This is a genomic window from Candidatus Aquicultor sp. (genome assembly GCA_036504445.1).
GTDB lineage: Bacteria > Actinomycetota > Aquicultoria > Aquicultorales > Aquicultoraceae > DASXVE01.
Genome location: DASXVE010000019.1, coordinates 124,751 through 148,288, shown reverse-complemented (window position 1 = coordinate 148,288; position 23,538 = coordinate 124,751). Strand labels below are relative to the sequence as shown.

Below are 23,538 nucleotides of genomic sequence, written 5' to 3'. Positions count from 1 at the left end.
GATATAAACTACGCGCTTTGTAAGGGGAAGCATGTTGAATAGTACAAATAATTACGAGAATTCAATAATAGTAGACGGCCTGGTGAAGACGTTCGGCGATTTTGTGGCCGTTAACGGCATCTCGCTCGAGGTTAGGAGGGGTGAAATATTCGGTTTCTTAGGGCCGAACGGCTCTGGGAAATCGACGACGATTCGTATGCTTTGCGGTATCCTCGAGCCGACCGGTGGCTCAGCAAGCGTTTTGGGCTTTGATGTTGCTACCCAAGCTGAACAGATCAAAAGCCACATCGGCTACATGTCGCAAAGGTTCAGCCTCTACGATGACCTAACCGTTGACGAAAATCTCGACTTTTTCGGGGGCATCTACGGCTTGAAGGGCGATAAGCTTATTGAGCGCAAGCGTTTCGTGCTTGAAATGGCGGGTCTTGTCGGCCGGGAGAACGAGCTCGCGGTGAACCTTTCAACCGGATGGAAGCAGCGCCTTGCCCTGGGCAGCGCGATCATCCACGAACCGGAAATGGTGTTCCTGGATGAGCCGACCGGGGGTGTTGACCCTTTGAGTAGGCGTAACTTCTGGGAGATGCTCTATTACATGGCCGAGGCAGGGACCACACTTTTTGTGACCACACATTACATGGACGAGGCCGAGCATTGTCATCGCATCGGTTTTATCTATCAGGGAAACATGATCGCGCTCGGAACGCCGGACGACCTGAAGAAGGAACACATGACCGGTGATATTATCGAGGTCGAAATGCAGGCATCTCAAGATGCGCTCCAGGCGATATCGGCGACACAAGAGGTTGGGGAAGCATATTTTTATGGAGCCACCGTGCATGCCAAGGTTGGATCGGCGCAGCAGGTTATTCCATTGCTTGAGAAGAACCTTAAGGCTGCCGGGTTAAGCGAGTTTTCGATACAAGTTGTCGAGCCGAGTCTCGAAGACGTCTTTGTCAATCTTATAGAGGAGCGTCACCAGGAGTAGCAGACAACCATACGTACGATAAAATAGGCCCTGTATGGCTTGCGCTAAAGGTAACAAGGCGCGTATACCGATAAAGTTGCATTTCTCACGCTGCACGATAGAATTGATGTGCAGTGTATTTTAATCCTGCCGTACATCATACCGGTGAAAAGGAACGATTGTTGTGATTGCTACCGATACCAGAGCTCATGAGATTATCGAGCGATTAAAAGCTGAATACCCCGATGCGAATATCGTGCTCAACTTTTCCAATCCGGTTGAGCTGCTGGTCGCCGTCATGCTCTCCGCGCAATGCACTGATAAAAAGGTAAATGAGGTCACAGCAACACTCTTCAAGAAATACGGAACGGTCGATGATTTCGCAAATGTGCCGCTTGAAGAGCTTGAACAAGATATCAAGCCTACGGGGTTCTTCCGCAACAAAGCTAAGAACATCAAAGGGGCGGCGACTATGCTCATCGATCGCTTTAACGGTGAAGTCCCGTCCACCATGGAAGAGATTCTCAAGCTGCCGGGTGTCGCCAGAAAGACCGCAAATGTTGTTCTCGGGAACGCATACGGCGTAGTCGATGGAATTGCCGTCGATACCCATGTAAAGCGGCTTTCCAACCGTTTGGGTTTAAGCAAGAACGATAACCCGGAGAAAATAGAGAAAGACCTGATGGGGATCATTCCGCAATCAGACTGGTTCAAGCTTACCTATCTGCTTATCGAGCACGGCCGGGCCGTGTGCGACGCCAAGCGGCCGAAATGTGACGTGTGCGTTCTCAACGACATCTGCCCCTCGGCGTTTATCGCTTAACATCGCTTTTGTGCGCTTTCTTGACTTAGGTCAAGGCTAATCCGGCGGTATTTCTGTATTCTTAGCATAGTAGAGCTCGTCGCCTGCATGCTGTATGTTAAGTTCCTGTGCTGGTATTGTGAAGATGCCGGGCACTCATGTAGCAAGATGTGTTTATGGAGATAATGGTTATGGCCGCCGTATATACCTCGAAGGTTATTAAAGATATAAAAGTGCTCGCGAAGTTTGTCGACATTTATTGCGGGCAGCGGCATCCCGGGGTGGAAAAACTTCGCTTTGAGTACAAAGGAAAACATGCCGGCCGGCTATGTTTGCCGGAAATGTATCTATGTAGTGAATGCGCAAAGCTGCTAAACCACGGCATCGCAAAACGGGCTCTTTGCCCGATGAACCCAAAACCCATGTGTAAGAAATGCCCTAATCACTGCTACCATCCACTGTATCGAGACAACATGAGAGAAGCAATGAAGTTTTCGGGTATATATCTGGCGAAACGAGGACGCCTGGATATGCTCATCCACTATTTTGCATAAAATACCGCACTGCTCATCACTTCACCTGGCTGTCAGGTCGTGGACGATATTCGGGAAAGACAATTACGTTTAGTATCGGTCGGGTCGGGAATAGGTAGGTTAGCCAAAATCATACCGCCTGGAGGGACTAGCTCGTGCGAGACATGCGGCCCATGGTAATTCTCATTACCTATTTTATGGCGCTGGCGGTTATCACGGTGCTGGCCGGATTCGATTCGCGAGTGCCCGCGAAAGCTAGACACCGCATACGGCAGCCATCGCTACAAATCTCTGTTGCCGCATTCGCAGTGGATACGGCAACGGTTGATGAAACAGTCACCTGCGAAATAGATGTCAGTTCTAAAAACAGGGAAGCAACCGCAACGCTCATTAATGTTACGGATAATCTTGTCGCTTACGCCGGAGCTTCGCTCGATGTTATCGGCGCCAAACCGAGCTTTGAGAATACGGAAGCCGTACCTTTCGGTGGAGGTCTCAAAGTAAACTGGGGTAAGTTTCAGATAGTCGGCGGCGAGAAGCTCTCCTTTAAGCTCTACCTCAAATCAAAGCGCAAGGGAACTATTACGGGTATTGCGAGCGCCAAATTGCAGCGCGGGGGCGCGGTGACGTCTAATAACCTTTCAACTATGTTTTTCCCGGCAGTTAGTACAATTGCAACCTCTGCCGCGGGGAAGGCAAGTACCACTCTGCCGTCGCTCGGGGGGTTATCGGGGACCGGCCCATCCACCGGCTCGACTACGCCGGGCACGTCCCGGAGTTCGGCATCCGGGAGCTCAAGCACCGGTACATCGCTTTCGGGGCAAAGCACCGGCTCTTCTACGTCATCCACGACGCTAGGAAATTCGGCGTGGACAACAACACCGGCTACCAGCACACAACTGCCTCCAGCTACGTTTAGGGACGTTAAGAATACCGACTGGTTCGCCAAATATGTGAAGGAAGTGACGAGTTGGGGTCTTATGGGCGGGTTCCATGACGGTACCTTCAAACCCGCGAACAATTTGACGAGAGCTGAGTTTGTGATGTGCATCGTACGCGGTACCGGCCCGGCGCCCGGTTCAACCGAGCCGTTTAGCGATGTAGGACCAACCGACTGGTTTTACCAGGCAGTTGTTTCGGCATATAATCTCGGTCTTATAGATGGAGCCCCGGGCGCGGTATTTGCGCCGTTTGAAAAGACCGCACGGGAAGACGCGGTAATCATTGGCGTTAGAGCGACCGGGGTGCCGGTTGATACAAGTACCGAGACCATCGATAAGTGGCTGCAAGGGTTCCCGGATAGAGCCGCTATCTCCGAGAGGGCGCGACCGTATGTTGCGGCATCGGTGAGGTACGGTCTCCCGTGGCGATATACCGACGGGAAATTCTATCCGGCTAGTCCCGTGACGCGCGCCGAAACGGCTGCATTGTTGCATTGGCTCTTTTTTGAAAAGCACGCGGTGCTCGATAAGCCTCCCGAGTATGTAAGATCGAGCATCGACGCGACCGCCGCTACGGACACTAACACCGCTACAGCCACAGATACAATTACCACTGCAACTGCCATCGAAACCGCCTCGCCGTGAGCACCACAAACAGTACGACGGCTTGTCTCACTATCACATTTATATTGTGCGGCGTATACTGTTGCAAACAACCGGCCGGGAGCTAAGGAGGGGTTATGGAAGTCCTAGATGTGATAAGAACACGGCGAAGTGTAAGAAGGTATACCGGAGAGACGGTAAGCGATGCGGACATCGACGTAATTCTTGAAGCCGGCAGATGGGCCCCGTCGGGGCTTAATAATCAGCCCTGGCGCTTTGCCGTTATACGAAAAGAAGAAACAAAAGATAAGCTCGCACAGGCAACAAAATACTCATCCCTTATGATTGATGCCGCCGTAATTATCGCCGTTTTTCTCGATAACTCGACCGCCTATGACAGGACAAAAGATGTGCAGTCAATCGGGGCGTGCATGCAAAATATGCTTCTAGCAGCGGCGTCGCTAGGATTAGGCGCGTGTTGGGTTGGGCAGATTCTTGCCGGCCGGCACCTGGTTGAAGCGGCTGTCGGTGCGTCTGATAACCTTGAGCTCATGGCGGTGATCACGCTCGGCCATCCGGAGCCGTCAAACCTGGCCGGAAGGCGTGAAGAACTCGACAGGTTGGTATTTTACAGAGAAGAAGCTTAGAGTAACAGCCGCAGGCGGCTATTTGCTCAGCGCTGTGATCTTCTGGATCGATGTATCTTTTGTGTAGAATAGATCACCATTCGGGGCTTGGAATGCTCCGATAATCGGCTGGTTTGAGGTAAATATCACGGTATCCTTGGTAACCGTGGCGTCATTGGGGCCGCCCAGAGCCAGAGCGTGCACATTCTTTGCATCATACGTGCCGAATACGAACTGGTCTTTGATTGTGGAGAATTTATTTCCTGTATAGAAAAGTGCCTGGGTTGGAGCGATTACCGTGCTGTATACGAGAATCGGGTTCGTGTATTTGGGATTTGTTGATTTACCGAGAACGTTCGGCCAGCCATAGTTCTTTCCAGCCTGGATAACGTTTATCTCGTCGTCGCTGCTGGGTCCGTTCTCGGTAATAAACAAAGCACCCGTTGCCGGATTAAACGCTATGCCGAAAACGTTTCTATGGCCGTAAGAGAATACCGGTGAGCGAGGAAACGGATTATTTGCCGGAATACCGCCGTTTGGGGTTATTCTCAATATCTTTCCCGCGGTTGAATTTAGATTCTGGGCGAGTGCCGGGTTGCCGGTCTCACCGGTTGAAATATAGAGGTTGCCGTCGGGCCCGAAGACCAGGATGCCGCCGTTATGGATACGTCCGGCCGGGATACGGTTTATCAGTACATCTTCTTTCGGCGTCTCCGTACCCCCGAACTTATACCGCGCCACCCTGTTAAACATGCGATTCCCGTCGGGGTACGTGTAGTAGACGTACACGTAAGGATTCGTCGCAAAATCCGGGTGAAGTGCAATGCCTAGAAGACCGGTTTCATGGTAGCCCGACAGATTAGGCACGGTGACCGTGATAAACGGTTTGCTCTGCAGTTTGTCGTTTTCAATAACTCGGACGCGGCCGATTCGCTCTGTAAAGAAAGCACGTCCATCAGGGGCAAACGCCATAGAAATCGGCTCGTTAAGACCTGTAATAGAATTAGGCAGGGTCGTGGTTTTTGCTGAGGCGGCGGTAGGCGGGCTGGTCGACGTCGTGACCGTAGACGTAGTTGTCGTTGAGCTCGCCGTAGTCCGCGTTCGCGATCGTTGTTGGGTTGTGCATCCGGATATGAGCCCCGATATAACAAGTGCCGCTACTATGGTGAAAATCGTAATAGATGCAAGGCTGTATCGTTTCATGCGTAGTTTGTACCCCAGATAAAAGGTTTTAAGCTTTATATTTTGTAGTTTTTATGACCGGAGGAAAAATAAGAATGAGCTCCGTCATCGACCGAGCTCATTCTTTATGCCTGCGTCTGCATTTGGTGGGCGGAGCAGGACTGCACTTTCAATATTGGGTACTGTGGGGTACTACGCGTATACCCATGTCGGTTGCGCAAAATAGCTCGCAACGCCGGATGATTCTATCATCGAGCCGATCTTGCCATCGCTGTAAATAAGCTGGAACCGGATGTTATGTTTATCCAACTTCCTCATCAGTTGCAGCAGTAGCTCGATTCCATCATCGTCAACTTCAGTTACATCGGTCAAGTTAAGGAGCGCCTGTTCGATTTGCTCGTTGCTGATACCGCTTGTTGCAAACCGGTTTGTCGCTAAAAACTGGCCGGTCATACAACCGCAGAAAGTTACTTCGTATGTGCCTGTGAGGTCGCATTGAACCGAGTAGCTAAAAGCCTTCTTGCGAGAACGGGCGGTGCGACGGGTTGTTTTACCGCTTGGAGTTTCTTCAATCTTCTTAGCAACTGCTCTTTGAGCCATACATACGCCTCCAAAACTACTTTTTCCAAGCGAGGCGTTTTCGATTAGTACTGCGAATTACATGTGTTCAATAAAGCGTTTGCTTACTTGAAAGTCTTGCTTGCACTAGGACCCATTCCGTAAGGCCTCTAAATAAATGGCATGATAACGGTACGTTATAATGCAAAGGAATTGTGTGAAAATAATTGCTGGTCAGTAAAAAAGTATACGCCGCATGGTTAAATATGTCAATCACTATAACTTATAGTACCAGGGTAGGAACAGTATCAAGGGGCACGAAACGCTGAGGCAAAAACCATGTGAGAAGCGCTGTGATAAAGAACTACGTGAGCAGGGCAGCAATGATGCCGACCAGGAACACGCCGTCGAACACGCCGGCGCCGCCTATGCTGACTGCAAGCGAACCGATTTTGCGGATTCTTCCCAAGTTAAGGAGGTCGGCCCCGGCGAGCGTCCCGATCACACCCGAGATGTATGCAACCACTGCAGCATGGCCTGGTGCCAGCAAAAGCGCGACAAATGCCGAAACTATCGGCGGAATAAAAGCCGGCATCTGGATACCGACACCGGGTACCGGGCGTGCCAGGGCCTTGGCGACCGCTGCAACAATAAAAGTCGCAATAATTGTAGGCTCAAGAGGCGCCTTTGGCAGGAAGTAAAGCGAGAGCAATACCGGTATTACCGCACCACCGACATTAACAAATATCACCTGTTCAGCAACTTGAGGCGGGTAGTAGAAAAAAGGATACGGCAGCGCCCTGCGCTCCGTAACAACAACCCTGCGGCGGGACACCGGTATATTTATATAGCCGCCGATAAGCACGGCAAGAAATATCGCGAACGTTTGCTGTACGGTTAACCCGAGCTTTGTGAACGATATTGCTACTGCATTTACCAGGAACAGTACGAATAAAAGAGATAGTAGGAACGAGAATATTAATCCGATTATAATCGAGCGTCTCATCTAGTTGCGTTCCTCCGTTATGCGGCCTTGCCGGGTTGAATAATCTCTCGTATCTTCGCGAGGTCACGCGCAAATTCCTGCAGCCTGCCTTCGCCGCCCCCAATACTATAGGCTCGTAAGACCGCCGCCGGATGAAACGTGGGAAGCACCGGGATGGCGTGCCATCTATAAAACTTGCCGTGATCCTGGGTGAGCTTGAAGTCTTTTCCTAAGAACCACCGACTCGCCTTAGCTCCGAGTGTAACGATAAGCTTAGGATGTACGGCTTCGAGTTCACGCTCTAAGAATTGCCGTTCAGCGTTAATCTGCTTAACCGTAGGCGGTTTGTTCTTCCTTTTACCTGATGGCAGGGGTTCAAAGGCCCGATGCTTGACGACATTGGTGATATAAAAATCGCGAGCTACATCAAACCCCAGACCTTCAAGGGTGCTCTGAAGCAGCCGGCCCGATGCACCGACGAACGGTTGCTGTTCTCGCTCCTCTTGCTCGCCGGGTCCTTCGCCCACAATCACGCCCGGCGCGTTGGGATTGCCGCGCGGGAATACCGGCACGTCGCTTACACCGGCCAGATCGCGGCAATTTGCACACGCCTCAATATCCGCAATAACATCTCGAATAGCTTTATTATCACTAGGTTTAGCCATATTTTGTGCATACCGCAAATCAAGCAGGCATAAACTATTGCTTCAATCTGCTATCGCCACGGACGTTTTCTTCTGCCGGATATGCGGTATAACGTAACGCGCACATATAACTGCGTCCGAGTGCTCAAGGTGCTTGGAACCAGACAAAAAACGATTTCGCAGGGGGTCTAAATGAGAATCGCTATTGTTGCCGGGCCATGGCTTTCGGTTCCGCCAAAGGGTTACGGTGGGACCGAATTCGTGATTAGTAAGTTGGTCGATGGCCTGGTAGACCGGGGGCATGATGTGTTGCTCTTAGCACCGGGCGACTCCATAACCAAAGCGCGTCTCATACCGCTCGTCAAACGGCATATAGGCCAGGATTGGCAGGAATACGGTCAACCACTTTCCTCCGCACTTTCAGAGTATGCGTTTGTTCGGAGCTATTTGGAACAAGCCGATATTATTCACGATCATACGATGTATCATAACACCTGGCTGCCCATGAAAGTCGTATATACGCTGCATGGCCCGGCTGAACGGGGGATGGCCGAGCTGGCCCGCCGCATGAGCGCCTTTGGCCAGAATAACTACTTTGTGGCCATCAGTAATAGGCAGCGCCAGCTGTTTGGAGAAGACGGCATCAATTTTGTATCCACCGTACATAACTGCATAGACGTCGACGCCATTCCGTATTCCGATCAAAAAGGCGATTACCTGTTTTTTGTCGGAAGGGTCAACTGGGAAAAAGGCCTCGACCTGGCGATTCGAATCGCTGTGGTGTCTAAGCGCAAGTTAGTGATGGCGATTAAGATGACCGAAGCCCATGAACAAGAATATTTCAGAGAAACCATTAAACCGCTTCTGCCGGGAGCGGATATTGAGATATTGGAAGATATCTCAAACGAGGAAAAATTCAACCTCTTTAAGCACGCTTACGCTACGCTGTTCACGAGCCAGTGGGAGGAGCCGTTTGGCCTGGTAATAACCGAGTCGCTGGCAGCCGGCACTCCAGTTATTGCGCTTCGGCGGGGAGCGGCTCCTGAAATTATCAAGGGTGGGGTATGCGGTTTTCTTGGAGATTCTTTTGATGATTTAGTAGAAGCGCTCAATCATGTCCCCGAGATACGTCCACATGCATGCCGCCGGCACGTTGTAGAACATTTCTCTATCGAAAAGATGGTTGCCGGGTATGAAGCCGCGTACAGAGCCGTGCTCTACGGTAGCTAGAACACAGGAAAAACCGTCGTTGCCTACCGCCCGTACTCCTAAAAGCATGCAACTATTCGCTATTATCTAGTAGCTGATATGTTATTTGTTGCTATAATAACGGTATTACCGTCTTTACCCATTAGGAATATATTCGAAGGATACATAAGCGATGAAACGTAAGAACAGCCGGGCGCGCATAGGGGTAATGGGTGGCACATTTAATCCTATCCATTACGGGCACATGGTAACCGCCGAAGAAGCACTCTCACAATTTAATCTGGATTCGGTGATCTTTATGCCGTCGGGGCAACCGCCGCATAAGGCCAATAAGGAAATCCTCCAGGCTGAAGAGCGGTATCTCCTAACTGTAATTGCGACCGCGTCAAATCCGGATTTTGAGGTATCCCGGCTTGAGATCGAGCGAAAAGGGCCTTCGTACACAATAGATACGCTTCGTGAGCTGCATAAACATTATGGTCCGAAAACCGACTTGTTCTTTATTACCGGTGCGGACGCGGTGTGGGAAATATTAACCTGGAAGGATGCCGAGAACCTGGTTGAACTCACCGAGTTTATTGCCGCCACCCGACCGGGCTACAGTCTGGAAAAGTTCAAGAAGCTTCACGTTCTACCTGAGGATAAGGGTATAGAAAAGGGCAGGCCAAAGGTATCAATTATGGAAATACCGGCGCTTGCAATTTCCTCAACCGACATCAGAAACAGGGTGCGGGAGAATCGTCCTATCCGGTATTTAGTCCCCGAAGGGGTTGCCAACTATATCTATAAGTGTAAATTCTGGAGAGATGAATAACAGGGGCACGCGAACAGATAATGAAATATAACGTTGAAGTGCTAAAGAAGAACCTGCAAGCGAGGCTGCGGCCCGACCATTACGCGCACTGCTTGCGAACAGCTGAAACCGCCGCTCGGATGGCAAGCGCATTTTCACTTGATGAGCATACGGCATATGTGGCAGGATTGTTACATGATTGTACGAAATCGATGGGTCACGGGGAACTGCTAACGGCTGCGGAGGGTCTGGGTTTCGATATTTACCCAGTCGAGCGGCGACGCCCGTATCTCTTACATGCTAAGATTGCTGCCCGCTTGGCGCAAAGCGAATTCGGCGTCGATGAACAGATAGCGCACGCGATAGAGTGCCACACGTTTGGTGCACTCGATATGTCTGAACTCGATAAAGTTATATATGTTGCAGACTTGATAGAACCCGGCAGACCATACGAGGGGCTTGACCGAATACGAAGAATTGCCCTGGAAGATTTAGACGAGGCGTTCAGGGCCGCATATATACAAACGCTTGGGCACGTAGTAAAGACGCAGCACTTGATACATCCGATGACCTTGGATGTATGGAATAAGCTGATTGCGGAGTGATATGGGCGACTTTTTTGATGATGTAGAGTATGAAAATAATTCGCGATTTGAACACCGTAGCACTAAGCGGTCGAAACGGCGTCGTGTGTGGGTTGTGATCTCGCTGGTAATACTGTTAGTAGTTGCGGCCGGGGTCGGGGGTGCTGTTGCATTCAAGGTGCTCGGCAATCCTGGTGCGAAACGTGCCGCCGTCATCACAACTACGACCAAAGTTACATCGACGACCGAACCAGCGCAGGCTGTTCACGACGAAAAAGCTGCTGCGAGCAGCGACGAGAGCACGACCGCTCAGACAAAACAGGTCTCGAATGTGTTAATGATCGGCGTGCAAGAGATAGCCAACCGTAAAGTCGCAAAAGGGATTCTGCTGGCCAAGATCGATCTGGCAAACAATATAATACAGGCGGTGAATATTCCGGAGAGGACCTATCTTAACATCACCGGACTTGGCGCCGACCAAATCAGCGAATCGTTTAATATGGGCCTCGCATCGACAAAAAAGGCGGTACAGGATTTATTGCACATTGAGACCGACAGCCATATTGTCATGCATTACGAAGATTTTGAGACGCTTGTAAGCGATAATCGCTTTCAGGTCGCCTTTGAAAAAGCAATCGAGACGAGCCTTTTTGAAGGAGATAAACAAGCGTACGGTGCAGCGATTTCTAAGATCGATGCATCGAAAATTAATATAGTACCGTTGCCGGTTAAATATATAAGTATAAACGGTGAACCGTTCTATGAGCCGAATAACGAAGAAATCAGCAAACTAGTCGAATCGTTATGGGGAATAAAGATAGAAGTAAAGACGCAGCCGGTAAGAATCATTGTTCTTAACGGCTCGGGTAAACCCGGTGCCGGCAAGCAGATTTCCGACAAGCTGGTGCCGAGCGGTTATATGATTATTGATGTGAAAAACGCGAGCAGTTTTGACTATAAAACAACGCAGATAGTTGCATATAAAGAGGATGTTATGGACAAGGCTAAGATTGTTCAGCAATTGCTCGGTGTTGGTGATGTAGTGTATCACCCGGTTTCACAGGATGTTGCTGAAATAGCCATTATCGCAGGGCAAGATCTTAAGCCGGCCAAGTAGAGGAGGATGAAAGCTGAAAGCTAAAGAAATCGCAGAATTAGCCGCGTCGGTCGCTTCGGATAAAAAGGCGAGCGACATAATCATTGTCGATATTAGCAAGATTTTTGTTATCACCGACTACTTTGTAATTTGCAGCGGGCAAAGCAACCGCCAGGTTCAGAGTATCGCGGACGGCATCGAAGAAAGGTTGCATGACCTTAAGGTGCGAAAAGTAGGCATCGAAGGTGATAAGCGAGGGGATTGGGTGCTCTTGGATTACGGCGCGGTCGTTATCCACATTTTCACCCAGGAACAGCGGGATTTCTATCAGCTCGAACGTTTATGGGCAGATGCCCCGCACCATAAATGGCAGGAGGAAGAGACCGGATAGCGATTCTTAAAGGGCTCGCGTAAGCTCTTCTCTTCATTTGACTTTACGCTGGTGAGTCATTAATATATGTAGGGTAATTTCAGATGAAGGCTATGATGAGGAGTAGTAGACCTGCCTTCGCTTGCAGAGAGCCGGCGGCGGGTGTAAGCCGGTAGCATTGCAGTCGAACTCGCCTCAGAGCCTGCTGGTAAAACTCGCGTTTTATAGCAATGACGACACGCTGCGTACGGCGTACAATATTGTATATGCGGGTCTAGGCAGCGCGGGTGGTAACCGTTATAATACCGATGAGCGAGTAGAATACATGGGGCCATAGCTCAGCGGGAGAGCACTTGGCTGGCAGCCAAGGGGTCGAGGGTTCAAATCCCTCTGGCTCCACCAAAGCAGTCTTCGCAGCTGCTTTTCTACTAAAAAGGGTGGTACCGCGGATTAGCCTTTCGTCCCTTACAGGATGAAAGGCTTTTTTATTTTACCGGCAAACGTGGTTTAACAAATATATCTTAGCAGGGGGTTGGGATGGCCGAACGATACGATCACAAAGCAATAGAAGAAAAATGGCGCAAGAAATGGGATGAAGAGGATATCTATCGCACCTACGAAGAACCGGGGAAGCCGGAAAAATATATTCTAGAGATGTTCCCATATCCGTCCGGCAAATTGCATATGGGTCATGTGCGCAACTACTCAATCGGTGATGTTGTCGCGCGGCACAACCGCATGCAAGGGTTTAATGTCCTGCACCCCATAGGCTACGATGCCTTCGGTTTGCCGGCTGAAAACGCGGCGATCGAGCGCGGCATCCCACCGAAAGAGTGGACGTTTAATAATATCGCGGCCATGCGTGAGCAGCTCAAAGAGCTCGGTGTAAGTTACGACTGGGCCCGCGAAGTCGTTACGGCGAGCCCCGATTACTATCGCTGGGGTCAGTGGTTGTTTTTGAAGTTCTACGAACGAGGGCTTGCATACCGCAAGAAAGCCATCGTCAACTGGTGCCCGGGTTGCGAGACCGTACTGGCAAACGAGCAGGTCGAAAACGGCGTGTGCTGGCGTTGCGGCACTCCGGCCGAATTTCGCGAGCTCGAGCAGTGGTTTTTTAAGATTACCGATTATGCCGAACGCCTACTCAAAGACCTGGATTTGCTTGAAGGATGGCCCGAGCGCGTGCGCATTATGCAGCGCAACTGGATCGGCAAAAGCGAAGGTGCCTTGGTTGACTTCAAGGTCAAAGGTCGTGATGAAACCATTACCGTCTTTACAACGAGGCCCGATACCCTCTGGGGTGCGACGTTTTTCCTGCTGGCGCCCGAGTATCCGATGGTGAATGAGCTGGTTAAAGGCACGAAATACGAGGCGGGGGCGGCCGAGTTTAAGAAAAGCGTAGCGCGTGAGACGGAGATCGACCGTACATCAGCCGAGAAAGAGAAGAACGGTTACTTTACCGGCGCGTACGTTATTAACCCGGTCAACGGCGAAGAATTGCCGGTCTATTTGGCGGATTACGTTCTGATGGGCTACGGTACCGGCGCAGTTATGGCTGTACCCGCGCACGACCAGCGCGACTTCGAGTTTGCGACGAAATATGGCCTACCCATCCAAGTGGTAATCCAGCCGGAAGGCGAGATGCTGAATCCTACGATGATGGCTCAGGCATATGCGGGTGAGGGCGTGCTGGTTAATTCCGGCCCGTTTAGCGGTATGCCGCAGGCGGAAAGCATCGTTAAAGTTACACAGCACCTAAAGGATAACGATATCGGCGACTTTTCAGTTAACTACCGGCTTCGCGACTGGCTGATTTCACGCCAGCGCTATTGGGGCAACCCGATCCCGATGGTCTACTGTGAGACCTGCGGTGTCGTACCGGTGCCTGAAAACCAGCTGCCGGTTATATTACCCGAGGATATTAAAATTACCGGTGTCGGTGGCTCACCGCTGGCGCACGACGAAGAATTTATCAAAACTACCTGCCCGAAATGTGCGCAACCGGCCCGTCGTGAAACCGATACGATGGACACGTTTACCGATTCAAGCTGGTATTTCTTGCGCTACTGCAGCCCACACGATGACCAGCTGCCCTTTGAAAAAGAAGCGGTTGATTACTGGATGCCGGTCGATCAGTATATCGGCGGCATCGAGCACGCGGTGCTGCACTTGCTGTACTCGCGGTTCTTTACCAAGGTGCTTTACGATATGCGCATGGTATCGACAGTGGAGCCGTTTACCAACCTGCTCACGCAAGGCATGGTTATTAAAGACGGCGCCAAGATGTCCAAATCGAAAGGCAACGTAGTCGACCCCGGTGAGATCATCAGGCGTTACGGTGCCGATACCGCACGGCTCTTTATTTTGTTTGCATCGCCGCCCGAGAAGGAACTCGAGTGGAGTGACCGCGGCGTCGAGGGCAGCTACCGGTTCCTGAACCGTGTCTGGCGCCTGATTGATGATAATAAAGGATTGATTAATAGCAGTTCAGGAGTGATTCCTGGTGAGTTGACTTCAGCCGAGCGTGACGTGCGCTTCATGGTACACCGGACGATCAAGAAGGTTACCGAAGATATCGGCCGTTTTAACTTTAATACGGCGATTGCCGCCGTTATGGAATTGGTTAATACCTTGTACAAATATAACGACAGCGGTGATCGGAACCCGGCCGTTATGCGCGAGGCTGTCGAAAACCTGGTGTTGTTGCTTGCACCGTTTGCGCCCTTTATGAGCGAACAGCTCTGGTCGGATTTGGGTAAAAAGCAGAGCGTACATACGCAATCGTGGCCGAAATACGACCCGGAACTGGCAAAAGCCGAAGAAGTGACCCTGGTGGTGCAGGTAAACGGCAAGGTGAGAGACAAAATTACCGTAGCCGCAGATATTGCCGAAGACGAGATGAAAAAGACGGCACTGGCATCGGAGCGCGTGCTCTCGTTCGTTGACGGCAAAGAGGTTAAAAATATCTTTATCGTCCCGGGTAAGCTCGTAAATATTGTCGTAAAGTAAGTTATCGATTTCCAGGAGAACGTTATCTAACTAATGTGGGCGGAAGGTTCCGCCCACTTCTTTATTTATCGAAAACGGCTGCTCTTTGACGGGAGAGCGATACATACACGAAAACTTTCAAAAATAATGGTTCTTAAGAAGGGGAACAGCCAACAATCGCAGAATATATACAATTATGCAAAAGCATAAAAGCGTTACTGCTGGATCAATCAAAGATGAGTTGTTGCAGGTATTGCGTGCTCGCTTTGCCGAGAGCGGTATGGCTATAGAGAAGCGTCACAGTATCGCTATCGGCCTTTTGGTTTTACTGATAGGTGCGAGCAGCATATTTATCTACAAAGCGTCACAGCCCATGCCGGTCGTAGTAGAGCGGGCGGGGGATAGCGCAAAAAAGACGGCACCGCATAAAGCTGCGAGCAGTGAGGGCAGCGCGACAATTGCCGGAGCACAAACACCTGAGGTAAAGCGCTTATATGTTCATGTTGCCGGAGCCGTCGTTCATCCCGGTGTTTACCAGCTCAATGACGGCAGCAGGATTATCGACGCAATAACCGCGGCCGGTGGAAGCCTCCCCGAGTCCGATCAAAATGCGCTTAATCTCGCTGAAAAGGTGTTTGACGGTGAAAAAATCTATATAGTGAAAAAAGGCGAAGCCCCACCGGCCCAACCAACCGGTACCGGGGCAGTCCCGACCACAGGCAGATCAGCTGCAAGCACAGCTACCGGCATTCCAACCGCAGGCGGTACTTCCGCAACTCCCACGGCAAGACTTAATCTAAATTCAGCTACGGCCGAGCAGCTCGATACTTTACCTGGGGTAGGGCAGGTTACCGCCGGAAAAATCATCGATTACAGAAACAAAGTCGGTGCGTTTAAGCGATTAGACGAGCTCAAAGACGTCGACGGTATTGGCCCGAAGAAATTCGATCAACTCAAAGATAAACTCTGCGTTGAGTAATGCCATGGTGACACCACTTCTCGTTCTGGCAATCGCGTTTATCTTGGGAATCGTTGCTTGTGATACTCTGCATATTAGCCTCACAATAGCGGCCGTGCTACTAGGCTTCTGCCTCATTATGCTTTTAACAGTAATCAAATATAAGACGGAAGGTCTTAGTGCTCTGCTTGCGGCAACACTTACTTTTTTCTTTCTGGGGATTTTTGCCGGCAGCGTTACGGCGGAACGTCTTGCATCCGGCATACTCTACAAAGCAGCAGGTAATACACCATATGTTACCGTCGAAGGCAGTTTAAACGCCGACCCAACCTTTGCAGACGGCAGCGCTCGCTTTACCATGAGGGTGACTGCGGCTCGCTTTAACGGCGTTTTTGATGCGGGCGCATACGGCGCACGCGAATGGCGTGTACGCGAGCAACTGGCGGTTAAGGTACGAACGAACAGGGCATTGCCATTCATGGTGGGGGATACTGTCAAAGTTACCGGACGCCTTTCACTGCCTCGCTCGAGTAGCGATTTTGATTACCGGCGTTACCTCTGCCACAAAGGGATTATGGCGACATTGAGCGCCGCCGGTGAGGATATCGAACTTGTCCGGAAAGATAACGTCCAGAGCACATTCATGCATTATGTGGGGTCGCTTCGGCAGTGGATCAAAAAAACCAACTCCGGATACTTGCCTGAAGCATATTCAAGCTTGCTCAACGGTATTGTGCTGGGAGATGCGTCCGAGCTTGGCGATGACGTCCAGGAGGCGTTTCGCGCCACGGGGCTTACGCACGTTGTCGCCGCGTCCGGTATGAATATAGCGCTTATCGTGGGCGCCTTGTGGCCTCTCTTAAGGCGTTTGCGTTTACGAGCGCCGGTACAGGTTATAATCCTGATCGTATTTGCGGGGTTGTATACGATAATCAGCGGCATGAGTGCATCTATTAACAGGGCGTTTGTGATGGCAGCGATAGGTTTGCTTGCATGGCTCTTCGGTAGACAGCAATCGCCGCTCAATTCGCTAGCGATAGCGGCCTTCTTGCTTACGGTAATCGATCCATTTAGCGTATACGATATTGGATTTCAGCTATCATTTCTGGCGACCGCTTCTCTCGTAGTGCTCTCGCCGCTACTCGATCGGTTGTTTGCGGATGTTCCTTCAAGTATCCGCTCTGCATTCACTGTCACAGTCGCCGCTCAAATCGGTGTTCTCCCCGTCCTTATATATTATTTTGGGCAGGTATCGGCCGTTTCAATACTGGCAAACCTTATCGTAGTGCCCCTCGCAGGGCCTGCGTTGATCCTCGGGATGGTTGTCCTGCCGGTCGCCGCAATTCTGAGCTTAGCGGGTATACCGCTCTATCTGTTACTACAAATTATCCTTATGGCGATGATAGAAACGGCGTCAATCATGTCGATGATGCCCGGAGCTTACGTAACCCTACCGCCGGTATCTATATGCCTGGTGTTTGTCTTGTATGCAGTAATTGCAGCTAGTGCCATGTATATTCGAAGAGCAAAGCTATACTATAGGTTTAGTCATATCGTTTTGGTCGTCATAGGTCTTCTAGCCGTATCTCTTTTATGGCATCTTACGCTGAACCGATTCCCATCCGGGCTGGAAGTAACATTCTTAGATGTCGGGCAGGGAGATAGTATACTGCTGACAGCCCCTGACGGTGAGCGGGCGCTCGTTGATTGTGGTCAGAATCCAAAGATTATCCAGCGCAAGCTCGACATCAAGGGGATAAAGAAAGTGGATGCGTTGATCATAAGTCATGCCCATGCCGACCATATGGGTGGCGCACAAGAGTTTATTGCAAAACACAATATCGGGAGCTTAATGTATCCGCCGAGCCTTCGTAAAGCTGCAATCTGTAAGCCCATGTTTACCACCGCCAAAGAGAAGGGTGTAAGATGCATTCCTATTCGCGGCGATGAAGCCCTCCATCTGGGGAAATGTCTCACAATCGATATGCTGTGCGCCGACACGGAAAACGAAGGCAATGACGAATCAGTGGTGTTTATTGCCAAGTACCGACAATTTAGGGTTCTTTTTACCGGTGATGCCAGCACCGAAGTCGAAAAGAAACTCCTGGAAGGGAAGGATAAACTCGATGTCGATGTTCTCAAGGTGGGCCATCATGGAAGCGCCTCGTCGAGTAGTGCGGAATTCCTGCGCCGTGTAGCGGCAAAGGTTGCAGTCATCCAAGTAGGACAAGGCAATATGTACGGGCATCCGTCAGCATCGGCAATTAAGCGTTTGCACAACGCCGGTGCAAAAATTTACCGCACAGACAAGAATGGGGATGTTACAATTAAGTCCGACGGCACTACATACCGGGTGCTTATACAAAAAGGGCAGTAACACAAAGGTAAAAGGGCAGCAATACATGAAGAGCAATCCAGGCGCTAAAGCACAACCCCGGCAAAAGGTAAAACCGCTAAAGCCCGTATATCTAATTTTCGGCGATAAAAAAATGATTGCCGAAGGCCTGGCGCGTCTTAAAAACCGTATCGGCGCCCAATTTGACCTTGAATTTAATTTTAACCGGTTCAGCGGCGGCGATACGAACGCAGCATATATCATCGAAGCTGCAAATACGCTGCCGTTTATGTCTGATAAGCGCTTAATTGTGGTAAAAGACGTGGAGAAACTCTCCGCGGACGATATCACTCGGCTGGTAAAATATATCGAAAACCCGAGCGATACCACGTGCCTCGTGCTCGTTGCTAACACTATAAATCGGGCAAGCCGCCTGTATAAAGCGGTCGAAAAGGCTGGAGAAATCGCCGAGTATAAGCTTAAAGAGAGCCCCTTAACCTGGATAAAGAAGGAGTTTGGAGCGCGGGGGCAGCTCGTGTCTGACGCGGTTGCCCGCCATATCCTGCAAGTTGTAGGCTCAGACCTGTTACGCTTAAGCATCGAGATCGAGAAAATCAGCCTCTACTGCAATGATGACCGAATCATCGATCCCGGCGATGTGGACCCGATCATCACGAAATCTACCGAATTGTCGGTATTCGACCTAGTCGACCGTATCGGCGAACGGAATATACGGCGTGCTTTGGAGATTCTGGATAGCTTGTTGCAGCAAAAAGAAGCGCCACTTGCGATTCTCGCGCTTATTGCACGGCATTTCCGTCTACTTCTTCGGACAAAAGTATGGGTTGAGACCGGTCATGATAATAGGTATCTCGTCGAGCACCTAACGGGGGATGCAGGCAAGAAGCTTCCGAGCTTTGTCGTAGCTAAATACCGTGAGCAGAGCTACAACTTCTCAGCTGATGAGCTTAAAGGCATGTTTGAGCGCATGCTTCAAGCCGATATTGCATTAAAATCAAGCGCGCAATCCGCAGAATCCACCATGCAAGACCTCATAATACAGCTGGCATAAGCAAAATCTATAGATTTCATAATATCCGGGGGGGAATCTGCTAAATCTATTGCCAGAATATGTATATCATAGTATGATAGTAATACCTAGGTGAGTAAGCTATAGGTAGAATTAGCCTAGGTAATTGACCGATATCCTTACGATAGTTAGAAGACCAGAAGACGCAGCCTCTCTGTACCAACACACGCATCTTTAGGCCGAATAGGGGGGCCGTTCATGAAAAAGTTAACGATATTATTTGCGATCTTAACCCTGGTCGTGCTGTTTTCTTTTACAAACGCACTAGCAACGACACAGGGGAGCCTTGCGGTATCGCCCGGTAAAACAAATCCTGGTGGGACCGTAACGGTAACAGGTGGCGGATTTAAACCAAACACCGCTGTCGGTGTTTCGATGGATGGTAGCGGCGGTAAGAGCGTAACGGCTAATGCCGACGGCAACATATCTTTCACCTACACGCTACCAAACGATACCAGGCCCGGCATACACTCGTTCTCCGCCCAGGGCACTGCGTATTCAAACACTGGAACCGTAGTCGAGCCGTATTCGCATAATAATACGGAAGATAATCATGTGGCATTAGGGTCGGTACGTGTGGAGACGGCGGTGCTCGGCGAACAGGTTACTCCAACCATATCAACGACGGTGTTGGGCACAAAGACCACACCGAAACCGCATCACAACGAACTACCGTTTACGGGAGGCATATATCTCTTAGTCGCACTTATTGCAGGCGTCTTTCTGGTAGCCACAAGCTTTGGCTTACGGTTGGTAAGGCGGAGCTAAATCAAGAGTTCATTTGACAGGTAAAATCATAAGCGGACACAAACGCAGAGCTTTGAATAATTAAAGCTCTGCGTTCTTTTTACCGACATAAGTAAGAAGTAATTTCTCTGATTAGTTACCTTTAACCGGTAATATATCTGCCAATAATTCAAGGTCTAGGTGTAGCATGGAAGAACAGATCGATTTTCTGTCTTTAGCAAAGATAGTCTTCAAGCATAAAGTGGCAGTAACTATAAGCATGATACTTTGCGTTCTTGCGGCTGTTGCTGTTAACACCTATACTGCTCCCAGATACAAAGCATCATCGCAGATATTGCTTTCACAGGGCAGGGTCGCGGGAGGCAATCAACAGGTCGATGAGTCGTATCAAGCTATGTTGTTAAGCCAACAACTTGCAAAAACGTTTACCCAAATAGCCCTTAGCAGATCGGTTGCACAACGTGTTATCGACGACCAGCAGCTAAAGACTCCGCCGGAAGAACTCAAATCAAGAGTCGAGGCGGTTTTAGTAAAAGATACGCAGCTTATACAAATAACGGTTACGGATACCGACTCTGTTCGGGCTGCGCTGCTTGCCAATACATACGCTAAGATCTTAATAAATGTAGTAAAGCAATCGGTAGCGGCTTCTTCGTTTATAAGCATGGCAGTTGTTGACCAAGCAACAGCTCCGTTAAAGCCGGTTAGCCCGCGCCCCGTTTTCAATTTGGTTTTAGGTATTATCTTCGGCATCTTAGTGGGCATAAGCTCGACACTTGTCCTTGAGCAACTTGATACGACCGTTAAAGACCCTGAGCAGCTTGAGGAACTTATCAAGATCGCTGCACTTGGCAGAATACCTGTTACAAAGAAACCATTGTTATTGGTGGGTGACGATTTTGATAGTTCGGAATTCTATAGGAGCTTGCGCACAAATCTGCAGTATTTGAACTTCGATCGCTCTATTAGAACAATTGTGATCACCAGCGCTAATATGGGCGAAGGAAAAACAACTGTTTCAGTCAATTTGGCAACGGTGTTTGCTAAGGCAGATAACAAGGTTCTCCTCATCGATTGCGATATGCGGCGGCCGATGGCGGGAAAGGTCCTCAACAGAAATGGCGTAGGGCTGTCGGGGGTTTTAGCGGGCAAAGATGAAATTGCGTCGGTTGTGAAAGCCACCGATGTTGAGGGGCTGTGGATTATTACGAGCGGAGCTATGCCGCCTAACCCCGCAGATCTTCTTGATTCGGAACGCATGGCAAGTATTTTGGGCGAGCTTAAAGAAGCGTTCGACATCATTATTATGGATTGTCCGCCGATTCTCGGGATCGCAGACACCGTGATTCTTGCCTCAAAGGCCGATGCGGTTTTACTGGTCGCATATGCCAGCAAAACAAAAAAACATGATATTGTTCTCGCACGAGACTCGCTGGATAAAGTAGGCGCTCGCATTCTCGGTTTCGTAACAAATGGCGTGCATTTTAACAAAAAACACGGTTATTACAACTATAAGCCCAACGCTAAACATCGGGTGATTAGCAATGGGGTGCAGTGATATTAGCGAGAAAGAAGAATCAGCGCTCTCATCACGTAAGCGTAATACGCGGGCGATTGTTTTCTCTTTTATTGGTATAGCGTTAGGGATCATATTCTATAGCGCTTTACTTATCCCGACAATCACTCAGGCTCGTGAAGTTCTATTACACGGCCGATCGAATCTCACATCAGCGTATTCATCCGCCATAAAGGGCGAGCTACAGAGCGCCCGTTTGCAATTCAAAGAAGCCAGGATCGATTTTACCGATGCTGATAAGCTGTTGAGCTCGAACACCGTGACTCCCTGTCGCTATTTTCCTGTACTTGGCAATAATATACGGACGGTCAGCTTCCTTGCTAAAGCCGGTTTTCACGTAGCCAGCGCCGGAGAGTCGCTTTCCCAAACGGCCCTCGAGGTGTCTTATGCGAATAAAGGCACTCCTATATTGAGTAACGGCCGGATTAACCTCGCTCTGCTAAATAGCATGAGTACCGGCTTCAATCGAACGTCATACCACGTGCGGGCGGCAGATACTATCTATAAAGACATTCATCACAGCATGCTGGTACCGGTTATACGCTCCGCATGTAACGAGTTTGGCGAGCAGATACCAAAGCTTAAGCGCATTACAGACACGCTAGACGGGATTGTCCCACTGGTTTCGGGGTTGCTGGGGGCGGATGGCACAAGAAGATATTTCCTGGCTGTTCAAAACAACGCTGAACTACGCGCAACAGGCGGCATAATCGGCAATTATGGTATTATCACAATCGATCACGGCAAGATTAGCCTTGAGGAGTTCGACGAGATACATAAATTGCAGCTTGACAGCTTGAAACCGGTTGTCATGCCGCAGGAATTCATGGTGCGATACGGGCGCTTTAAGTCGACTTCACTGTGGCTTAATACCAATATGAGCCCCGATTTCTCAAGAACCGGCTACATAGTCTCAAACCTTTACACCAACGCAACGGGCGTGAAAGTAGATGGGGTCATTAGCCTAGACCCGGTAGGCTTACAGTATCTACTTGTAGCACTTGGCCCGGTCACAACAACCGACGCGAATCATCATCCCTACACTATCGATGAGCACAATGTAATCGACGAGACATTGGTGAAAGCGTATGCCCAGTACGAAGACCGTCGGGACCGCAAAAGTTATTTAGCAGATGTAGCACGAGCGGTTTGGACGCGCATGTTGTCCGGAAACACCGACACGATGGGCATCATGCAGCAAATCCGCCGGGCGCTAGATGAAAAGCACATGATTGTTTACAGCAAGCATGCCCAGGAGCAGCGGTTACTAGAGCGTCTTGGCTACAGCGGTTCTTTGAAGCCAACCTCCGGGGATTATCTGCAGGTGGTTTTACAGAATCATGGTGCGAATAAGCTCGACGTCTATTTGGACCAAAAGATTGATTACCGCGTAGTACTCAATAAAGACGGCTCTGCCCGGGCAGTTGCCAGGATATCGATTGAGAACAAAGCACCGGTGAGCACGCTTTGCGATTATGTCGCCGGGGAGGGTCATGTAGTTCCCCGAGGATACGACAATACTTGGCTCAGCGTCTATGTGCCGAAAACCGCACAACTAAATAGTGCACGTGAGAATGATAGAGACTCTCAGATAGAGGTAGGCAGGGAACTCGATAAAACGGTTTTTTCACAATACGTGAAGGTAGCACCGGGTACGAGCTCGACAGTAGAATTAGTCTATACGCTACCTGATGTTGTGCGCTCCAACGCTGTTGCGCCGGGCTATCACATTGGTGTTCAGGCACAACCTGTTATAAATACGCCGATGCTTACTGTTACAATTACTGCGCCCGGAGGCTTTTCGTCGATACCTGACGGATATAAGCGGAACGGGGAAGAAGCGACATATTGCGCGCCTCTTATTAAAGATATCGAATTCGATTTCAACCTGACCGGAGCGCTTAAGGTTAAGCGCTAATGATATGGGCGATGATGCAATAGCGGTTAAACCAGA

The 23,538-nt window shown here is 50.0% G+C and carries 21 protein-coding genes and 1 tRNA gene; 17 read left to right on the top strand and 5 right to left on the bottom strand.

Features of this window, described 5'->3' with window-relative positions:
• The first annotated feature begins 31 nt into the window (after nucleotides 1–31).
• The 5 genes from VGK02_05105 to VGK02_05085 all read left to right on the top strand — a co-directional run bounded on the left by VGK02_05105 (nucleotide 32) and on the right by VGK02_05085 (nucleotide 4,490).
• Nucleotides 32–985 (top strand): ABC transporter ATP-binding protein, encoded by a 954-nt coding sequence (locus tag VGK02_05105; GenBank protein HEY3374425.1) that lies wholly within the window; start codon nucleotides 32–34, stop codon nucleotides 983–985.
• 163 nt (nucleotides 986–1,148) lie between these two features.
• A complete protein-coding gene (nth, locus tag VGK02_05100) occupies nucleotides 1,149–1,787 on the top strand; it encodes an endonuclease III (GenBank protein HEY3374424.1) in 639 nt (212 codons plus the stop codon).
• A 155-nt stretch (nucleotides 1,788–1,942) separates the two neighbouring features.
• Complete coding sequence (locus tag VGK02_05095; GenBank protein HEY3374423.1) at nucleotides 1,943–2,320, top strand: nitrous oxide-stimulated promoter family protein; 378 nt, start codon at nucleotides 1,943–1,945, stop codon at nucleotides 2,318–2,320.
• Between the two features lie 143 nt (nucleotides 2,321–2,463).
• On the top strand, nucleotides 2,464–3,885 hold the full coding sequence (locus tag VGK02_05090) for an S-layer homology domain-containing protein (GenBank protein ID HEY3374422.1): 1,422 nt from the start codon (nucleotides 2,464–2,466) through the stop codon (nucleotides 3,883–3,885).
• A 95-nt stretch (nucleotides 3,886–3,980) separates the two neighbouring features.
• Nucleotides 3,981–4,490, top strand: a complete 510-nt coding sequence (locus VGK02_05085) for a nitroreductase (protein ID HEY3374421.1) — start codon at nucleotides 3,981–3,983, stop codon at nucleotides 4,488–4,490.
• Nucleotides 4,491–4,508: 18 nt separating this feature from the next.
• Here VGK02_05085 and VGK02_05080 read toward each other — a convergent pair whose 3' ends face one another.
• From VGK02_05080 to VGK02_05065, 4 genes are all read right to left on the bottom strand, one after another.
• A complete protein-coding gene (locus VGK02_05080; GenBank protein ID HEY3374420.1) occupies nucleotides 4,509–5,672 on the bottom strand; it encodes a PQQ-dependent sugar dehydrogenase in 1,164 nt (387 codons plus the stop codon).
• A gap of 171 nt (nucleotides 5,673–5,843) precedes the next feature.
• Nucleotides 5,844–6,251 carry an STAS domain-containing protein gene (locus VGK02_05075; GenBank protein HEY3374419.1) on the bottom strand — a complete coding sequence of 136 codons (408 nt, stop codon included), beginning with the start codon at nucleotides 6,249–6,251 and terminating at the stop codon, nucleotides 5,844–5,846.
• A gap of 322 nt (nucleotides 6,252–6,573) precedes the next feature.
• Nucleotides 6,574–7,215 (bottom strand): DUF1614 domain-containing protein, encoded by a 642-nt coding sequence (locus VGK02_05070; protein ID HEY3374418.1) that lies wholly within the window; start codon nucleotides 7,213–7,215, stop codon nucleotides 6,574–6,576.
• Between the two features lie 17 nt (nucleotides 7,216–7,232).
• On the bottom strand, nucleotides 7,233–7,859 hold the full coding sequence (locus tag VGK02_05065) for a uracil-DNA glycosylase (protein ID HEY3374417.1): 627 nt from the start codon (nucleotides 7,857–7,859) through the stop codon (nucleotides 7,233–7,235).
• A gap of 171 nt (nucleotides 7,860–8,030) precedes the next feature.
• On the opposite strand from VGK02_05065, the gene VGK02_05060 reads away from it, so the two are divergent.
• The 4 genes from VGK02_05060 (at nucleotide 8,031) to VGK02_05045 (ending at nucleotide 11,541) form a co-directional block, all read left to right on the top strand.
• Nucleotides 8,031–9,068, top strand: coding sequence for a glycosyltransferase family 4 protein (locus VGK02_05060; protein HEY3374416.1), 1,038 nt, complete (start codon nucleotides 8,031–8,033; stop codon nucleotides 9,066–9,068).
• Between the two features lie 151 nt (nucleotides 9,069–9,219).
• On the top strand, nucleotides 9,220–9,861 hold the full coding sequence (nadD, locus tag VGK02_05055) for a nicotinate-nucleotide adenylyltransferase (GenBank protein ID HEY3374415.1): 642 nt from the start codon (nucleotides 9,220–9,222) through the stop codon (nucleotides 9,859–9,861).
• A gap of 20 nt (nucleotides 9,862–9,881) precedes the next feature.
• Nucleotides 9,882–10,445, top strand: a complete 564-nt coding sequence (yqeK, locus tag VGK02_05050) for a bis(5'-nucleosyl)-tetraphosphatase (symmetrical) YqeK (protein ID HEY3374414.1) — start codon at nucleotides 9,882–9,884, stop codon at nucleotides 10,443–10,445.
• Nucleotide 10,446: 1 nt separating this feature from the next.
• Nucleotides 10,447–11,541, top strand: coding sequence for a LytR C-terminal domain-containing protein (locus VGK02_05045; GenBank protein HEY3374413.1), 1,095 nt, complete (start codon nucleotides 10,447–10,449; stop codon nucleotides 11,539–11,541).
• Nucleotides 11,542–11,578: 37 nt separating this feature from the next.
• Here VGK02_05045 and VGK02_05040 read toward each other — a convergent pair whose 3' ends face one another.
• Complete coding sequence (locus VGK02_05040; GenBank protein ID HEY3374412.1) at nucleotides 11,579–11,818, bottom strand: hypothetical protein; 240 nt, start codon at nucleotides 11,816–11,818, stop codon at nucleotides 11,579–11,581.
• 399 nt (nucleotides 11,819–12,217) lie between these two features.
• Between VGK02_05040 and VGK02_05035 the strand changes: the two genes are divergently transcribed.
• The 8 genes from VGK02_05035 to VGK02_05000 all read left to right on the top strand — a co-directional run bounded on the left by VGK02_05035 (nucleotide 12,218) and on the right by VGK02_05000 (nucleotide 23,502).
• Nucleotides 12,218–12,292: transfer RNA gene (locus tag VGK02_05035), tRNA-Ala, on the top strand.
• 135 nt (nucleotides 12,293–12,427) lie between these two features.
• Nucleotides 12,428–14,899, top strand: coding sequence for a leucine--tRNA ligase (gene leuS, locus VGK02_05030; protein HEY3374411.1), 2,472 nt, complete (start codon nucleotides 12,428–12,430; stop codon nucleotides 14,897–14,899).
• 175 nt (nucleotides 14,900–15,074) lie between these two features.
• On the top strand, nucleotides 15,075–15,857 hold the full coding sequence (locus tag VGK02_05025) for a helix-hairpin-helix domain-containing protein (protein HEY3374410.1): 783 nt from the start codon (nucleotides 15,075–15,077) through the stop codon (nucleotides 15,855–15,857).
• Nucleotides 15,858–15,861: 4 nt separating this feature from the next.
• A complete protein-coding gene (locus tag VGK02_05020) occupies nucleotides 15,862–18,213 on the top strand; it encodes a DNA internalization-related competence protein ComEC/Rec2 (GenBank protein ID HEY3374409.1) in 2,352 nt (783 codons plus the stop codon).
• Nucleotides 18,214–18,238: 25 nt separating this feature from the next.
• A complete protein-coding gene (gene holA, locus VGK02_05015) occupies nucleotides 18,239–19,243 on the top strand; it encodes a DNA polymerase III subunit delta (GenBank protein ID HEY3374408.1) in 1,005 nt (334 codons plus the stop codon).
• A 216-nt stretch (nucleotides 19,244–19,459) separates the two neighbouring features.
• Complete coding sequence (locus tag VGK02_05010; GenBank protein ID HEY3374407.1) at nucleotides 19,460–20,029, top strand: hypothetical protein; 570 nt, start codon at nucleotides 19,460–19,462, stop codon at nucleotides 20,027–20,029.
• A gap of 166 nt (nucleotides 20,030–20,195) precedes the next feature.
• On the top strand, nucleotides 20,196–21,566 hold the full coding sequence (locus VGK02_05005; GenBank protein HEY3374406.1) for a polysaccharide biosynthesis tyrosine autokinase: 1,371 nt from the start codon (nucleotides 20,196–20,198) through the stop codon (nucleotides 21,564–21,566).
• Nucleotides 21,553–23,502, top strand: coding sequence for a DUF4012 domain-containing protein (locus tag VGK02_05000; GenBank protein ID HEY3374405.1), 1,950 nt, complete (start codon nucleotides 21,553–21,555; stop codon nucleotides 23,500–23,502). The genes VGK02_05005 and VGK02_05000 overlap by 14 nt, the downstream gene beginning before the upstream one ends.
• Nucleotides 23,503–23,538 lie beyond the last annotated feature (36 nt).